Genomic DNA, 16,156 nt, shown 5'->3' on the forward strand with positions numbered 1-16,156 from the left:
CCTCACTCTCCTGCTCCGACATTCCGGCATCCGGCGCTTCAGACGACTGAGCGCAAGCCTGCCATGAAGCCCTGGGGTTGCATCCCCCGCCTCCACTCTAGTTGGCCGGGGTCGCGGGCGTCGTCCGTCCACCCTATTGCGAACGGGCGACAACTCGACTCATTCATGCATAACGCGACGGTCCCCGTAATCGTTTCCGTCCCAACTATGCCCACAGCGAACAGGGAACGGGTCCGAGCTATCCACCGGTCAGCGGGGCGATGAAGTGACAGGGCACCGGCCGCGGGTGGCCCGGATCCAGGGCGTTCAGGGCGAAGGTTGCCGCGCGGGCGCTGCCCGCTATACCCGCATGTTCCGAGTAGTCGGCTGGACAACCATCCTGGACGAGAATGTTCGTGGTGCGCGGACCGGGGACCAGGCCGACGGTGTACGGGACGACCGCCTCGTCGTAGCGGGTCTCGATATTCGTATAGGTCACGTGCGGGTCGTAGACGCCGTCCGCGTCGAGCGAACGCACGAATTCCGAGGTTCCGGCCATCTCACTACAGGACCGGCAGAGGTTCGCGCTGATCAGAGCGTCCACCGCGGGTTCCGCGCCGAGTCCGCGCGCGAACGCGCGCACCGGATCCGCGACCGGGCCGTAGGTGCCGAGCCAGGGTGCGGCGATGGCGACGAACCGGTTCACCTCGCTCGCCCCGCCGAGCCGCTTGACGAAGTAGTTTCCGACCAGATTGCCCTGCGAGTGCCCGACCAGGTCCACCCGCGCCGCGCCGGTGGCCGCCAGCACCCGGTGCACGAAGGCCGCCAGCTGAGCCGAGCTGTCCTCGATCGGAGCCATCCCGCCGATCGCCGAGAGCGGCCACGGCACATCGAGCGCACCGTAGGTCAACGCGTAGACGCAGTACCCCGCATCGGCCAGCAGCGGCGCGTACACACCCCAATTGGTTTGCGCCCCACCGCCCGTGCCGTGCACCAGCACGACCGGATCCGGATGCGCGGCACTCGGACGGCAGGACCAGTCGTTGGATCCCGGCAGCGAACCGCCCGGATGAGCCAGTTCGTCCGGGATACCGGAGAAGAAGTCGTAATCGACGGGATAGTCGGCGGTGGATCCCGGCGCGGCGGGCACTCCCACCGCCGCGCCCCCCGCACTCACCCACAAAGCGGTCAGTATCGCCATGATCAGCAAGGATCCGGACAACTTACGTCGCGGCGCAGTACGCATGGCCACTCCCGACTCGAAACGCGTACCCGAACATTAAGTGGAACGCGTTCTACCCGAGGCGAGAATGAGAAAGCCGCTACATAACCGTGTCACAAGACCACCGGCATATCTCGTTCCGAACGGCCCCGCCACCGCCAGTGATGTGATGCTGCAAGCCCCGCCTGCCCCATGACCACTGTCTACCCCTGATGACGACAGGCCCCCCTCCCCGCACAACAAACCACCTCCCACGCGCCCGGCGCCGAAGCGTCTCCGCCCCGCTGGTAGTCGCCCGCGAAGCGAAAGGCTCAGCAAGAACACCCCCAAGGTTTTCGGCGCGGGCTCGTCGCTGCGCCCTCGAAGCGCATGGCCGAAGGCCGAGTCTCGAGGGCGCAGCGACGAGCCTTACAGCGCCGAAAACCCGCCGGAGCGAAGCGGAGGCAGAAAATACAGCTACAAGTCGCGGTCGGCGATGATGCCGCTCTGGATGGCCAGGCCGGCGAGGCGGACTCGCTTCTGGTTCTGCGGGAGGTCTTCCACCCCGAACTTCGAAAACAGCGTGCGCAGATGGGTTTTGATGGCGTCGACGCTCAGGAACAGCTCGTCGGCGATCTGCTGATTCGATGCGGGCGTGGCGAATCCGGCGTTGTTCTTGTACGGGCGACACAGCGCGATCAGCACCGAGCGCTGGGTATCGGTCAGTGAGCGCAGCGTGGGGAAGGTGCCCGAGGAGATGCGCGTCGCGTCATCGGCCGCGCCGCCGTAGTCGTGGAAGGACACCAGCGAGGTGCCCACTCGGATCCGGTCCCCGGCGGCGAGGCGGCGGCGGCCCGCGAGACGTTCGCCGTTGACGAAAGTGCCGTTGCGAGAAAGTCCGTCGTCGACGATGGTCCACTGGGCGCCGAGATACTCCACTGCCGCGTGTAGTCGGGAGACCTCCGCGTCCCAGGACAGGGTCAGATCCGCCTGCGGTGAGCGGCCGATGGTGATGCGCTGCTGATCAGGACTGAGTGTCAACTCCTGTTGACGACCTGTATCGTCGGCGAAGCGCAGGAACGATCCCCGAAAACCGCTCACCGTGACGACACCTCGGTCATCGGAACCAACGACGTATTCTGCACAGTTTCCATGGTGCCGCGCCCTCCCAGCACGAGCAAGATCGTAAAGCGGATACCCCCGCAAGTAGGGTCACCGGTTATATCCGATATGCATGAAAACGCCGCCGCTGTCCGGATGTCGCACGATTCCTCCGGACCGCGGCGGCACAATGGGAACAACCCGTCGGCTTCCCGGCGGCCGATGAACTAGCTGGCGCGACCGACTTCCTTGTTGTACGCGTCGGTAATTTCCGCGGAGATACGTCCGCGCGCGGAGACCTTGTGGCCCTTGCGGCGCGCCCATTCACGAATTGCCGCACTCTGCTCGCGATCCATCGACACACGACTCTTCGGCGCGCCGGCGTTCACTGCGGCCTTGCCGCTGCGCCGACGGCCGCTCACCCGACGTGCACTGGCGACCCAGGTTTCCAGGCCGTCACGCAGCTTCGCCGCGTTTGTCGTGGACAAGTCGATCTCGTATGAAACACCGTCGATCGCAAACTCGATGGTCTCATCCGCGATGGACTCCCCATCGACATCGTCGATCAGGCTAACGGTGACCTTCTTTGCCATGAGATGAACGTCCTCTCGAAATCGTGCGACCCGCATACTAGGCCGATACCCGAGTCGAGAATACCTCGAATTCGGAATTTTCCAAGCCGGGGTCAGTGGAATGAATCCGGTACGACTCAGCGCGCCGCCGGACGCACAATTGGGAACAGTATCGTTTCTCGGATTCCGAGCCCGGTCAACGCCATCAGCAAGCGATCGATTCCCATACCCGTTCCGGTGGTCGGCGGCATACCGTGTTCCATCGCGGCGAGGAAGTCCTCGTCCAACCGCATCGCCTCGTCGTCACCGGCCGCGGCCAATCTGGCCTGATCGATGAACCGCTCGCGTTGAATGACCGGATCCACGAGTTCGGAATAGCCCGTTGCCAACTCGAAGCCGCGAACGTACAGATCCCACTTCTCGGTCACTCCGGGCACACTGCGATGCTGTCGGGTCAGCGGTGAGGTCTCCACCGGGAAGTCGCGCACGAAAGTCGGCGCGTAGAGCTTGTCCCCATAGACGTGCTCCCACAGTTCCTCGACGAGTTTGCCGTGTCCGTAGCCCTTGCCCTCCGGAATTTCCAGACCGACCTGTTCGGCCAGCGCCAGCAATTCCGGTACGGTCGTTTCCGGAGTGACCGGCACACCCAGCGAGTCGGACAGCGACGGGTACATCTCCACGGTGTTCCACTCGCCGCTCAGATCGTATTCGGTGCCGTCGGCCAGGGTGACCGCCTGCGTTCCGAAGACCTCCTGCGCGACCTCCTGGATCAATTCCCGCATCATCCGCGCGGAATCGTCGTAGGTGCCGTACGCCTCGTAGGTTTCCAGCATCGCGAACTCGGGGGAATGCGTGGAATCCGCGCCCTCGTTGCGGAAGTTGCGGTTGACCTCGAAGACCTTCTCGATACCGCCGACCACGCAGCGCTTGAGGAACAGCTCCGGCGCAATGCGCAGGTACAGATCGATATCCAGGGCATTGGAATGGGTCACGAACGGACGCGCCGCCGCACCGCCGTGCAGGGTCTGCAGCATCGGCGTCTCGACCTCGAGGAAACCCCTGCGCTCCAACGCATTTCGCACCGCACGCACGACCTTGACGCGAGTGCGCGCCATTTCCCGGGCTTCCGGTCGGATGATCAGATCGACATAACGCTGCCGGACCCGGGACTCCTCGCTCAACTCCTTGTGCGCGACCGGCAGCGGACGCAGCGACTTGGCGGCCATCGACCAGGAATCGGCCATGACGCTCAATTCACCGGTACGCGAGGAGATCACCTCGCCGTGCACGAATACGAAGTCACCGAGATCCACATCGGCCTTCCAGGCCGCCAGCGCATCGGCGCCGACGCCGTTCAGGCTGATCATCGCCTGCAGCTTGGTTCCGTCGCCCTCCTGGAGCGTGGCGAAACACAACTTGCCGGTATTGCGCACGAATATGACGCGCGCGGCGACACCGACCGTCAGACCGGTCTGCGTATCGGGTTCCAGATCGGGATAGGCCGCCCGGATTTCCGCGAGTGTATGTGTGCGCGGAACCACCACCGGATACGGTTGCACCCCCTCCTCGAGCAACCGCTCACGCTTGTCCCGGCGAATCCGCATCTGCTCGGGGACATCGACTTCCGCTGCGGCAGGACGGCTTTGCCCCGCGGGTTTCGAGCCCGCGGCGCGACCGGATGACGGGGTGTTCGGGGTGCTCACGGCACATACCCTATCGTGCTCGGGAAATCGTTCGACGCGCCGCCCGAGCACTACCGGGCCGCACCCCGCCGACGGCATTTCCGGCGCCTCGACAGGTATGCGCGAGCGGGCACGGCGAAACGCGCCGGAAAGGTGATATTCCGGACACCAACCCGAAATCTATTGCGCCGGTCCGCCGTTCGTCTCGAGAACCAGAGAATTACAGCGAGACGAGCGCGCCGACCTCCCGGCTGAAGTGTGTGGCGCCCGCCGCGACCGACAGCAGCCCGGCCGCCTTCAGCGCCTGATATCCACCCACCAGATCGGTGGCCCGGCGCAATCCGAGCCGCTGCAGCGACGCCGCGGCCAGACTCGAGGTGTACCCCTCCGAGCACACGATGATCCATTCCACATCGTGATCCGCGGCCAGGGCCAGACGTGCGGAACTGGTCGGATCAAGCCGCCATTCCAGCACATTGCGTTCGATCACCAGCGCGCCCGGCAGAGTGCCCTCCTTACCGCGCTGCGCCTGCGGCCGGATGTCGACCAATAGCGCGCCGCGCTCGATCGCCTGCGGCAATTCGAACGCGTAGATCCGCGCCAGCTGAGCGCGGGCCTCGTCCAGCATGTCGTCGATCGTCAGATGGGTCATTTCACATCGCCTTCGGGGTGTGTGGCCGCGCCCGGATTCGACGGCAGGATGCCGCTGGTGGCCGTGTCGGGCTCGGGCTCGTCGGTGAGTACGGTCCGGGTGCGGCGCAGCGTGCCGTGGCCGGTGACCTCGTAGTAGGACATGGCGGACAGGGGTGGCGAGTACGCGTGCACGGACAACGTCGGATCCATCGGCCCGAGTTCGGCTTTCGCGCCGGGCACCAGATCGGGGGCGCGCACCACGTCGTGCACCCAGCCGAGCGGGAACGACGCCTGATCACCCGCGGTCAGCGTGCGCTCGCGCAATTCCCTTCCGTTCCAACGGAATTCCGATAACGCGCCGCTGAGCACGGTGAGCGCGCCCAGCGACCCGGCATGATCGTGCAGTTCGGTGGAGTGGTCCGGCACCCAGCTGATCAACCAGACGTCCACCTCGTCGTCGGCGAGCAGCCTTGTGGCCCAGCGGTTTCCGGTGGGCCAGGCACCGCCCGCCGGGAACAGGTGGTCGTACCGGCCGGCCAGCACGTCCTCGGCGCCCTCATCGGTCAGACGCAGCAGATCGGCCGGGCGCAGCCGCGTGGGCAGCGCAGAAGCCACGGCGCGATCGGTGATATCGGTGGACAGCCGGGAATTGGCGGCCGAGAAATGCGGCGGAACGATGCGTGCGGGACGAGTGATACCTGCGGAACGCATGAGAGAGGCTCCAGGAGAAGTGGCGGTCGGGGGCGGATACGAAGCCCCGACATCAGCCGAGGCGAATCAGCCTCGACAACACTCCTGGATGCTCACGCGGTGGGACACGAGCGCAATAGTAGCAGCGGATCACGGCAGCGCACACCACGGTGTGGCCGATCCGACAATCCGCTACTTCTACGGCCGCGCCCGCGCCGAACCGCCCGAACGCTGCTGGTTGCGCTCGTAGACCAGACGCAGGCCCTCGTGCGTCAGATGCGGCTCGTGATGGTCGATGGTCTCCGATTCGGGCACGATCAGCGGCGCGCTCGGCCCGGTCGCGACGATCGCGACGTCATCTCCGGCGAAGGCGTCGAGTTCGTCCCGAATCCGATCGATCAGACCGTCGACCAGACCGGCGAAACCGAAGATCGCTCCGGACTGCATGCACTCCATACTGTTCTTTCCGACCACCGAGCGCGGGCGGGCGAGTTCCGCGCGTCGCAGCGCCGTACGCGCCACCAGCGCCTCGGTGGAGATCTCCACTCCGGGCGCGATACTGCCGCCGAGGAACTCCCCTTTGGCCGAGACCAGATCCACGCAGACCGCGCTGCCGAAATCGACCACGATCGCCGGAGAATTGAAACGCTGATATGCCGCAAGACAATTCACGATGCGGTCCGCGCCGACTTCCTTGGGATTGTCGACCAGCAGCGGAATTCCGGTCCGCACGCCCGGCTCGACCAGCACGTGCGGCAGATGCCCCCAGTACCGGCTCATCATCTCGCGCAGTTCGCGCAGCACCGGGGGGACCGTCGAGAGCGCCGACACCCCCACGACCTGCTCGATCTGCTCACCGACCAGCCCGCGCACCTGCATCGCGAACTCGTCCGCGGTCAACAGCGGATTGGTGTGCGTGCGCCAGGTCCGCACCAGCTTCGCATGCTCTCCGCTGCCGGAGAACAGGCCGATTTCGATACTGGTATTGCGCACATCGATCGTCAGCAGCATCGGACGCTCAGGCCGGGGTGAGCGAACGCGGAGACGTCAGGCCGGAGCCCTCCGGGGCATGTGCCGGGTCGGCGCCGAGGTGGACCGGCCGGTTGTGTTCGTCGACGAACACCACGTGCGGGGTGTACTCGCGCAGTTCGGCCTCGTCCATCATGCCGTAGGCGATGAGGATGACCAGATCGCCCGGATGTACCAGATGTGCTGCCGCGCCGTTGATTCCGATCACTCCGGAGCCGCGTTCACCGGCGATCACGTAGGTCTCGAGGCGGGCGCCGTTGGCGATGTCGACGATGCAGACCTGCTCGCCCTCGAGCAGATCCGCGGCGTCCATCAGATCCGGATCCACGGTCACCGAGCCGACGTAGTGCAGGTCGGCCTGGGTCACCGTGGCGCGGTGGATCTTCGACTTCATCATGGTGCGCAACATCGTCGTCGTCTTCCTATGCGGTCGCCGGAGCGTGGTCGGGGGTGGTCGGGTGGCCGTCGATCGGAGCCCCGATCGTGAGCGGCATGTTGTCGATCAGGCGCGTCGCACCGACGCGGGCGGCGACGAGCAGGCGGGCATTGCCGTTCCAGGCCGTACTTGCCTGCGCCGCACCGGATTCCGGAATCGGGCGCAGGTCCGCGGTGCGCAGTTCCAGATAGTCGATCTCGATATCGGAGCCGGTGTCCAGGACCGCGCGCGCGGCCGCGAGCACCCCTTCGGGCCCCAGGCCCGCGGCGTGCCGGCCGGCGGTCAGCGCCGCGGACAACGTGACCGCCAGATCGCGCTGCACCGGATCCAGGTAGCGATTGCGCGAGGACATGGCCAGCCCGTCCGACTCGCGCACCGTGACCACCGGAACGATCTTCACGTCGAAATTCAGATCCCGCACCAGCTGCCGGATCAGGGTGAGCTGCTGATAATCCTTCTCGCCGAAGAACGCCTCGTGCGGCCGGGTGATCTGCAGCAATTTGCCCACCACGGTCAGAACGCCCGCGAAATGCGTTGGGCGGGAAGCACCTTCGAGTTCCGCGCCGAGCGGGCCCGGATGCACCGAGGTGCGCGGGCCGTCCGGGTACATATCGGCCGCGCTGGGTGCGAAGACCAGTTCCACACCTTCACCGCGCAGCAGTTCCACATCGGCGTCGAGGGTGCGCGGATATTTGTCGAGATCCTCGTTCGCGCCGAACTGCAGCGGATTGACGAAGATCGAGACGATCACGACCTGATTGGTGCGCCGCGCCTGACGGACCAGTTCGAGGTGCCCGTCGTGCAGTGCGCCCATGGTCGGCACCAGCGCGACCTTGCGTCCCACCGAGCGCAGGGCGCCCGATACCGCGGTCACCGTCGCCGGATCGTGCAGGACGGTCAGCTCGCCGGGTTTGTACGCGCCGCGCAGTTTCGGATCGAACATCAGCTGTGCCTTTCTTCCGCCTGATCGGCGCCCTCGATGTCCGCGTGATGCGGCGCACCAGGTTCGCAATCTTTCAGCAAATGGAGCAGATCACCGTCCGCGCGCACCCGTTCGGCCGTGCGCAACGACAGTGCGCGATAGCCCTCGGCCAGCCGCGGATCGGTTTCGGCCAGGGCTTTCAGGTGCGCGGCCACCGCGTCGGCGTCGCCGCGCGCCACCGGACCCGTCAGCGCGGCCTGTCCGCGACGCAGCGCGTTCTCCAACGCGGCCGACGCCAACGGCGCGAGCATGCGCTCGGCAAGCCCGTTCGGCTCCTCACCGACCAGTTCCTGCCCGAGCAGTCCCGGACCGGTCAGCGCGGCGCGCAGCGCGGACACCGCATCGACGACCAGGGTGAGCAGATGATTGCTGCCATGCGCGAGGGCCGCGTGATAGAGGGTGCGATGCTCCTCGGCCACCCGGACCGGTTCGCCGCCCATCTCGATCACCAGCGACTGCGCGATGGCATAACCGATCTCGTCGGCCGCGGTGATCCCGAAACAGGCGTTGGCCAGGCGGGTCAGATCCTCGTCGTGGCCGGTGAACGTCATCGCGGGATGGATCGCCAAGGGCAGCGCACCCCGCTCGGCCAGCGGTCCCAGCACGCCGACGCCGTTCGCACCCGAGGTGTGGCCGACGATCGTGCCCGGCCGCACCACCTCCGCGGCCGCGAGCCCGGCCACCAGCGCGGCCAGCTCACTGTCCGGCACCGCCAGGATCAGCAGCTCACTGCGCCGGGCCACCTCCTCGGCGGGCAGAATCTGCGAATCCGGCAATCGGGTGCGGGCACGCTGTATCGAGGCATCCGAGATCGCGGATACCCCGAAAACGATGTGACCGGCACGTTCGAGTGCCGCGCCCACCGCCGAGCCCACGCGTCCCGCCGAGACGATTCCCACCGTCAGCCGTGCGGGCGCAGGGTCGGCCCCTGAGACAGGCATGTCCGAGGTCACCATTGTCCTCTCGAAGTCGTTCCAGTCCCGCGACTACGGCGGGTACCGGACGTTACGTTCCCGAGAATAGAACCCCGCAGCTCACGCGACCAGAGCCACCCCCGGTGACATTCGCCGCACTATTGCCCTGGCGAGATCAGCTCGCGCCGCGCTCGGATTGCAGGTTGGCCATGATCTCGGCGACCGAGAGTTTGCGGCCGGAGTAGCCGTCGCCGGAATCGGCGAGGCGCCTGCGGCGGGTGGTGGAACGGAGCGGGGTCGGGCCGGGCGGGGTGTCCGCGACGTGCGCGGCTTCCTCGGGGGTGAGCCCGAAGTTCGCGGCCTCCTCGGCCTCGGCGGCGGCCAGGTCCTCGGCGGTGACCACCGAGGTCTCCGCGGTGACCGGCTCGTCGTCCGGGCTGGCGAACGCGGGCGGTTCGGGGTGGTCGGGTTCGAAGACCGGCGTCACCGGATAGCGGGCGACGACCGGGGAACTCCAGGCGTCCCAGGTATCGGTTTCCTCCGGGCTATCGTTCGCCGGGGCGTGCGTCACGGCGGCGGCGCCGGGCAGTTCCTGCAGACGAATCGCGTCGGCCCGCAGAGCCGGACGCTCCGCGAGCAGATCGCCGTCGAACAGGCGCTGCAGACTCTCGCGCAGCACGGTCAGTTCCGCGCGCAATGCGGCCATCTCACCGGCGTCTGCGGCGACCTCCTGCCGGACGCGGGCCTCGACGCCGAGCTCGTACTCGCGCCGCGCGGTGACCTCACGCTCGAGTTGCAGCTTGTACACCGTCCGCAGATCCCGCACCTTGGCCTGGTCGACCGCGGCCTCACGGCGATAGCGGGACGCGGCCAGCGCGCCGATGACCGCGGCCCACAGCGCCACGACGAGACCGACTCGGATCAACTGCAGACTGCTGCTGAAAATCAGGAAAGCACTGGCGATCAGACCGAGCAGAATCAGACCGCCGATGATCAATTTCCCCGCGTCAACCCGTCGGCTGCGGGAAGTACTGCTTCGGGCGGGTGGCACCATGCCGACAGGGTAGCTTGCGTTCGGGGTTCCGGCTCGCAGCTCAGGGGGTAATTCCGGGCATGAAGTTTGCCATTAAGTAGCTGGTTCGTCGGGCGGTTCACTGGGCGCCCGGCAGCAATACTCCAGCCACAGAGCCGCCGCGACGAGCGCTACCCCGGCGATCAATCCGACGATCGCACCCGGCATATCCGAACTCGCCGCACGCAGCGTCGAATGCTGCGGCAGCGCCCAGATCAGGAAGCCCAGCCACACCCCCGCCGCCAACGAACCCACCTGAGCCGACGCCTTCGCCAGCGCGACAGCGCGCGCCGCGGTGATCGGATGCAACTGCCTGGGCCCGTCGCCGATCCGCTGATCACCGACCCGCGCCCGAATCACGAAGGCCAGCACCGCATCCAGTGCGGCCACCGGATACAGCGACGCACCCGCGATCACCGTGATCGGCGGGAAACTCGAATACGCCCAGCGCGTCGCGACCCAGGCGACCACCGCGGCGACGAAGACGTTCGCGGTCAGATCCAGGATCTTGGTCGGCTTCATGACGTTCATGCCACGGCCTCACTCGTCACGTGCGGTACGCACGACGCCGCATCCCTCACGACACCGCCCGGCGCAAGGTCAGCTCGGTCAGTCGCACCCCGTCGCGTTCGGCCCGGTCCAGCGCGTCCAGGAGTTCGCGCACCGGACTCGGGCGGCCCTGCACCTCGAGGATCGCATCGGGTTCGACCTCGATCCACGGCACCAGGACGAAGGCGCGGTTGTGCGCCTGCGGATGCGGCAGGGTCAGGGTCGGGTCCAGGCTCCGGCACACCCGCAGTCCCTCGGGCCGATGCTCCGCACACCAGACCACGTCGACGTCGAGAGTCCGTGCGCCCCAGCGCACCTCGCGAACCCGTTCGGCCGCCTGCTCGAGTTCCTGGCCGCGCCGCAACCAGTCTCGCGCGCCCGCGGCCGGATCTTCCACCAGCAGAATGGCATTCAGATAGTTCTCCTGCGGCACCCCGCCCCAGGGCGCGGTCGAGTACACCGAGGACACCCCGACGACCCAGGGCGCGAAGGCGTCCACCACGCTGCGCAGATGGGCCAATCGATCGCCCAGATTCGAGCCGATCGACAACACCGCCCGACTCATGCCGCACCTGTCCCGGCGGACTCGGCCGAAACCTCGGCACGGGTGCGGGTGGCGACCACCCGGACGTCGGCGAAGGTGTGCGGAATCGGGGCCGACGGCTTGTGCACCACCACCTCCGTCGCGGTCACCCGCGGATCGGTCATCACATCGTCGGCGATCTCGCAGACCACCGTCTCGATCAGATTGCGCGGCGGCCCCTGCACGATCGCCACCGCGCGCTCGGCCAGCTCGCCGTAATGCACCGTATGCGAAAGATCGTCCGTCGCGGCGGCTTCGGTGAAATCCATCCACAACGTGATGTCCACCAGGAACTCCTGCCCCTCACGCCGCTCGAAATCGAAACAACCGTGAAACCCGAACGCCCGCAACCCCACCAGCTCTATGCGGTGTTCTCTGGCCTCCGCTTCGCTCCGGCGGGGTCGGGGCCCCCGAAGGGCCGATTCTTCCCTCCTCCGCTCCTCCGCTTCGCTCCCCCGCTCCGTCACTCCAGAATCGACCCGGGCCCCGACCTCGGGGTTGGCGTTTTGCGGGGTGAGCGCCCCGGGCAGCCCCGAGGCGGCGTCGCTGAGAGTAGCCGAATCGGCTGAGTGCCCAGGGATTCGATCGGGTTCTCGCGTCATCGGATGGCTCCCTCTGTGGTACCGGATCGATCGGCGGCGCGGGACCAGGCGTCGGTCACGGTAATGGCATCGAGGGATGCGCGCACATCGTGGACCCGCACGCCCCAGGCGCCGTGCTCGGCGGCCAGTGCGGAAATGGTTGCGGTGGCGACCTCGCGGCCGTCGGGGGGACGCAGGTCCTGGCCCTCGGCCAGCAGCGCGCCGAGGAAACGCTTGCGGGAGGCGCCGATCAGGATCGGCAGGCCGCTCGCCGCATAGCCCGGCAGAGCGGCCAGCAGGGCCCAGTTGTGTGCGGCGTTCTTGGCGAAACCCAGTCCGGGATCCAGCACCAGACGATCGGTGTCCACCCCGGCTGCCACCGCGAGATCCACCTGGGTGCGCAACTCGTCCCAGACCTCGGCGACCACGTCGTCGTAGTGATCGGCCGGACCGGTGTGCCGGTAGTCCGCATTCGCCCGCCAGTGCATCAGGATCCACGGCACCCCCGCCGCGGCGACCACCTTCGCCATATCCGGATCCGCGCGTCCGCCCGACACGTCGTTGACGATCCACACGCCCGCCTCGATCGCGGCCTCGGCGACCCGTGCGCGCATGGTGTCCACGCTCGTGGGCACACCCGCCGCGGTCAGCTCCCGGATCACCGGCGTCACCCGTGCGGCCTCGGCGGCGGGATCGACCCGCACCGCGCCGGGACGGGTGGACTCACCACCCACATCGATGATGTCCGCACCCATCGCGTGCAGGGCCAGGCCGTGCGCCACCGCGAGGCTCGGATCCAGATAGCGGCCGCCGTCGGAGAACGAATCGCTGGTGACGTTGACGACACCCATCACCACACACGAACGGCCGTCCCGCGGAAGAATCCGCAACCCGGTGCGGGCTTGGGCACCTGGTGTTCCCCGATCCTCCGTCACGCCCCGGGCGGGCTCGCGATGCGTGGCCAAGGCGCTCACTTCCGGAGTATCAGATCCAGGGCTTCGGCACGCGAGCTGGCGCTGCTCTGCAGCAGCCCGCGCACCGCCGACGTGGTGGTGCTGGCGCCGGGCTTGCGGATACCGCGCATCGCCATGCACAGATGCTCCGCCTCGACCACCACGATCGCGCCGCGCGGATCCAGCTTGCGCATCACCGCGTCCGCGATCTGGCTGGTGAGCCGCTCCTGCACCTGCGGGCGCTTGGCGTACAGATCCACCACGCGAGCCAGCTTCGACAACCCGGTCACCCGGCCGTGCGGGCCCGGAATGTATCCGACGTGCGCGACCCCGTGGAAGGACACCAGATGATGTTCACAGGTCGAGTACAACGGGATGTCGCGCACCAGGACCAATTCCTGATGCCCCTCGTCGAACGTGGTGTTCAGCACCGCGTCCGGCTCGGTGTACAGGCCCGCGAACATCTCCTTGTAGGCCCGCGCGACCCGGGCCGGGGTTTCGAGCAGCCCGGGACGATCGGGGTCCTCCCCGACCGCGATCAACAACTCCCGCACCGCGGCCTCGGCACGAGCCTGATCGAAACCACGTCCCGTGCCGAGCGCGACCAGGTCGGTGGCTACGCCGGAGTACCCATTGTTTTCGGCCGACACTCGACGACACCTCCACAAAAATCCTTGGATACCGGGCAAACTTCCGGTACCCCGACCGTCGAGCCTAACCACCAGTGGTCAGTTCCGGCCGTTCGGTCCGTCCCATTCGCCGCCCTCGCCCTCGCGGGGCATGGTGTATCCGGCATCCTCCGGATCGGCCTGCTGATGCTGCGGCCGCTGATAACGCTGCCCGCCAGCGGCGGCCCAGCCGCCGTTGTTCTGCTCACCGCTATATCCCGGCTGCTGCGCGGCGTCCTCCTGCGGCGGCCAGCCCGGAGCCGACCAACCCGCCGGAGCGCCGTAATCGGGCCGGGAGCCGTGCGTACCGCCCTGGTTCGGATAGGCGGGCGGCTGGCCCTGGTATCCGGGCGGCGGCGTCTGGTACCCCGGCTGCGGCGCGGGATGTCCCGGCTGCTGGCGGTACGCCTCCTGCGGATATCCGTTGGCCGGAACCGGCTGCGGCGCGGCGGCTTCCAGCGCCTCGTCCGGCCACGGCTCGCCGCGCTCGGCGGCCAGCTCACGCGGGGTCTTCACCGGCGGACGATCCGAGGGGACGCGCTCGCCGAAGTCGTTGAACGCGGTGATCCGCGGCCGTTTGACGACGGTGGTGAGCACCTGCTCGAGTTCCTTGCGGTGCAACGTCTCCCGCTCGAGCAGCGCGGTGGCCAGCGAATCCAGCTCGTCGCGGTACTCGTTGAGGATCGCCCACGCCTCGGTGTGCGCGGCCTCGATGAGGTTGCGCACCTCCTCGTCGATCTCGCGGGCCACCTCGTGCGAGTAGTCCGAATTCGTTCCCATCGACCGGCCCAGGAACGGGTCGCCCTGTTCCTGCCCGTACCGCACCGCGCCCAGTCGCGCGCTCATGCCGTACTCGGTCACCATCGCGCGAGCGATCTTGGTCGCCTGATCGATATCCGAGGACGCGCCGGTGGTCGGCTCGTGGAACACCAGCTCCTCGGCCGCGCGACCGCCCATCGCCATCACCAGGCGGGCGATCATCTCCGACCGGGTCATCAGGCCCTTGTCGTCCTCGGGCACCGTCATCGCGTGGCCGCCGGTGCGGCCGCGGGCCAGGATGGTGACCTTGTAGACCGGCTCGATATCCGGCATCGCCCAGGCGGCCAGCGTGTGCCCGCCCTCGTGGTACGCGGTGATCTTCTTCTCGTGCTCGCTGATGATGCGGCTCTTGCGGCGCGGACCGCCGATGACGCGGTCCACCGACTCCTCGAGCTGCGAGCCGTTGATCACATTGCCGTGCTCACGCGCGGTGAGCAGCGCGGCCTCGTTGATCACGTTGGCCAGATCCGCGCCGGACATGCCGACCGTGCGCTTGGCCAGACCGTCCAGGTCGGCGTCGGACGCGATCGGCTTGCCCTGCGAGTGCACCCGCAGGATCGCGCGACGCCCGGCCAGATCCGGATTGCTGACCGGGATCTGCCGATCGAACCGGCCCGGTCGCAGCAGCGCCGGATCCAGGATGTCGGGCCGGTTGGTGGCCGCGATGATGATGACGCCGGTGCGATCGCCGAAACCGTCCATCTCGACCAGCAACTGGTTCAGCGTCTGCTCGCGCTCGTCGTGGCCGCCGCCCAGGCCCGCGCCGCGCTGGCGGCCGACCGCGTCGATCTCGTCCACGAAGATGATGCAGGGGCTGTTCTGTTTGGCCTGGTCGAACAGGTCGCGCACGCGGGACGCGCCGACACCGACGAACATCTCCACGAAGTCCGAACCCGAGATGGTGAAGAACGGCACACCGGCCTCGCCCGCGACCGCGCGCGCCAGCAGCGTCTTACCGGTGCCAGGCGGGCCGTACAGCAGCACGCCCTTCGGGATCTTCGCGCCGAGGGCCTGGTAGCGAGCCGGATTCTGGAGGAAGTCCTTGATCTCGTAGAGCTCCTCGACCGCCTCGTCCGCCCCGGCCACATCGGTGAAGGTGGTCTTGGGCATGTCCTTGGACAACTGTTTGGCCTTGGACTTGCCGAAGCCCATCATGCCGCCGCGACCACCGCCCTGCATGCGGGCCATCACGAAGACGAACACGATCAGCAACGCCACCATCGGCAATACGAACAGCAGCACCTGAGTGAGCCAGCTGTCCTGCTTGACCGACGTGTTGTACGGCGCGCCGGAAGCCTGCACATCCTTGAGGATCTGCGCGGACACCTCGCTGCCGCCCGGATACTTCGCCAGGATCTGGGTCTGGTTGCTGGTCGCGTCGTTGCCCTTGTTCAGGGTGATGCGCAGCTGCTGCTCTTTGTCGTCGATCTGGACCTGATGGACGTTGGCCTTGTCGGCGAGCTGAGTGAGCGCCACCGATGTGTCGACGTTCTTCCAGCCGCGCGTGTCGTTGCTGAAATAGCTGACCAGATAGATCACGAGCAGAATGCCCGCGACTATGGCCAGGTTGCGAAACACTGTCTTGCGGTTCATAGAGCGTCGGCCGGCGGGCCAGTCCTTTCCGGTGATTCCGGTATGTGCCTGCGTGCGTCGCGGTGCATCCGCACCATCAACCCGCCCCGGTCGGAGCGAACGGATGCGGACACGCCACG

Annotated in this window: 17 protein-coding genes; all 17 read right to left on the minus strand. The window is 67.3% G+C overall.

What is annotated here, in order from left to right; genetic code table 11:
- Positions 1–238: 238 nt before the first annotated feature.
- Positions 239–1,180: an esterase/lipase family protein gene (locus K7711_RS04650; RefSeq protein ID WP_222965122.1), complete on the minus strand. Its 942-nt coding sequence runs from the start codon at positions 1,178–1,180 to the stop codon at positions 239–241.
- A gap of 477 nt (positions 1,181–1,657) precedes the next feature.
- On the minus strand, positions 1,658–2,281 hold the full coding sequence (locus tag K7711_RS04655; protein ID WP_222965124.1) for an FHA domain-containing protein: 624 nt from the start codon (positions 2,279–2,281) through the stop codon (positions 1,658–1,660).
- Positions 2,282–2,508: 227 nt separating this feature from the next.
- The gene (locus K7711_RS04660; protein ID WP_222965126.1) at positions 2,509–2,874 is read right to left on the minus strand and encodes a histone-like nucleoid-structuring protein Lsr2; all 366 of its coding nucleotides are present in this window, start codon (positions 2,872–2,874) and stop codon (positions 2,509–2,511) included.
- A 116-nt stretch (positions 2,875–2,990) separates the two neighbouring features.
- Positions 2,991–4,457: a lysine--tRNA ligase gene (gene lysS / locus K7711_RS04665; protein WP_222966685.1), complete on the minus strand. Its 1,467-nt coding sequence runs from the start codon at positions 4,455–4,457 to the stop codon at positions 2,991–2,993.
- Positions 4,458–4,755: 298 nt separating this feature from the next.
- Entirely contained in the window at positions 4,756–5,178 is a 423-nt protein-coding gene (locus K7711_RS04670) for a rhodanese-like domain-containing protein (RefSeq protein ID WP_222966687.1), read from the minus strand.
- Positions 5,179–5,183: 5 nt separating this feature from the next.
- Positions 5,184–5,879 carry a cysteine dioxygenase gene (locus K7711_RS04675; RefSeq protein WP_222965128.1) on the minus strand — a complete coding sequence of 232 codons (696 nt, stop codon included), beginning with the start codon at positions 5,877–5,879 and terminating at the stop codon, positions 5,184–5,186.
- Positions 5,880–6,056: 177 nt separating this feature from the next.
- Complete coding sequence (locus K7711_RS04680; protein ID WP_222965130.1) at positions 6,057–6,869, minus strand: type III pantothenate kinase; 813 nt, start codon at positions 6,867–6,869, stop codon at positions 6,057–6,059.
- Between the two features lie 7 nt (positions 6,870–6,876).
- A complete protein-coding gene (panD, locus tag K7711_RS04685; protein WP_040828332.1) occupies positions 6,877–7,296 on the minus strand; it encodes an aspartate 1-decarboxylase in 420 nt (139 codons plus the stop codon).
- A gap of 13 nt (positions 7,297–7,309) precedes the next feature.
- Positions 7,310–8,266 (minus strand): pantoate--beta-alanine ligase, encoded by a 957-nt coding sequence (panC, locus tag K7711_RS04690; RefSeq protein ID WP_222965132.1) that lies wholly within the window; start codon positions 8,264–8,266, stop codon positions 7,310–7,312.
- The gene (locus K7711_RS04695) at positions 8,266–9,246 is read right to left on the minus strand and encodes a Rossmann-like and DUF2520 domain-containing protein (RefSeq protein ID WP_235746556.1); all 981 of its coding nucleotides are present in this window, start codon (positions 9,244–9,246) and stop codon (positions 8,266–8,268) included. Before K7711_RS04695 ends, panC begins: the two co-directional genes overlap by 1 nt.
- A gap of 148 nt (positions 9,247–9,394) precedes the next feature.
- Entirely contained in the window at positions 9,395–10,273 is an 879-nt protein-coding gene (locus K7711_RS04700) for a DUF6779 domain-containing protein (RefSeq protein WP_222965136.1), read from the minus strand.
- Between the two features lie 72 nt (positions 10,274–10,345).
- Positions 10,346–10,813, minus strand: a complete 468-nt coding sequence (locus K7711_RS04705; RefSeq protein WP_222966689.1) for a DUF3180 domain-containing protein — start codon at positions 10,811–10,813, stop codon at positions 10,346–10,348.
- Between the two features lie 55 nt (positions 10,814–10,868).
- A complete protein-coding gene (gene folK / locus K7711_RS04710; RefSeq protein WP_222965138.1) occupies positions 10,869–11,405 on the minus strand; it encodes a 2-amino-4-hydroxy-6-hydroxymethyldihydropteridine diphosphokinase in 537 nt (178 codons plus the stop codon).
- Positions 11,402–11,788, minus strand: coding sequence for a dihydroneopterin aldolase (gene folB / locus K7711_RS47310; RefSeq protein ID WP_308014578.1), 387 nt, complete (start codon positions 11,786–11,788; stop codon positions 11,402–11,404). Before folB ends, folK begins: the two co-directional genes overlap by 4 nt.
- 233 nt (positions 11,789–12,021) lie before the next feature.
- A complete protein-coding gene (folP, locus tag K7711_RS04720) occupies positions 12,022–12,855 on the minus strand; it encodes a dihydropteroate synthase (RefSeq protein ID WP_222966690.1) in 834 nt (277 codons plus the stop codon).
- A 119-nt stretch (positions 12,856–12,974) separates the two neighbouring features.
- The gene (gene folE, locus K7711_RS04725; RefSeq protein ID WP_222965142.1) at positions 12,975–13,607 is read right to left on the minus strand and encodes a GTP cyclohydrolase I FolE; all 633 of its coding nucleotides are present in this window, start codon (positions 13,605–13,607) and stop codon (positions 12,975–12,977) included.
- Positions 13,608–13,685: 78 nt separating this feature from the next.
- A complete protein-coding gene (ftsH, locus tag K7711_RS04730; RefSeq protein ID WP_222965144.1) occupies positions 13,686–16,037 on the minus strand; it encodes an ATP-dependent zinc metalloprotease FtsH in 2,352 nt (783 codons plus the stop codon).
- Between the last annotated feature and the right edge of the window lie 119 nt (positions 16,038–16,156).

The sequence above is a fragment of the Nocardia coffeae genome (genome assembly GCF_019890715.1).
Classification (GTDB): domain Bacteria; phylum Actinomycetota; class Actinomycetes; order Mycobacteriales; family Mycobacteriaceae; genus Nocardia; species Nocardia jiangxiensis.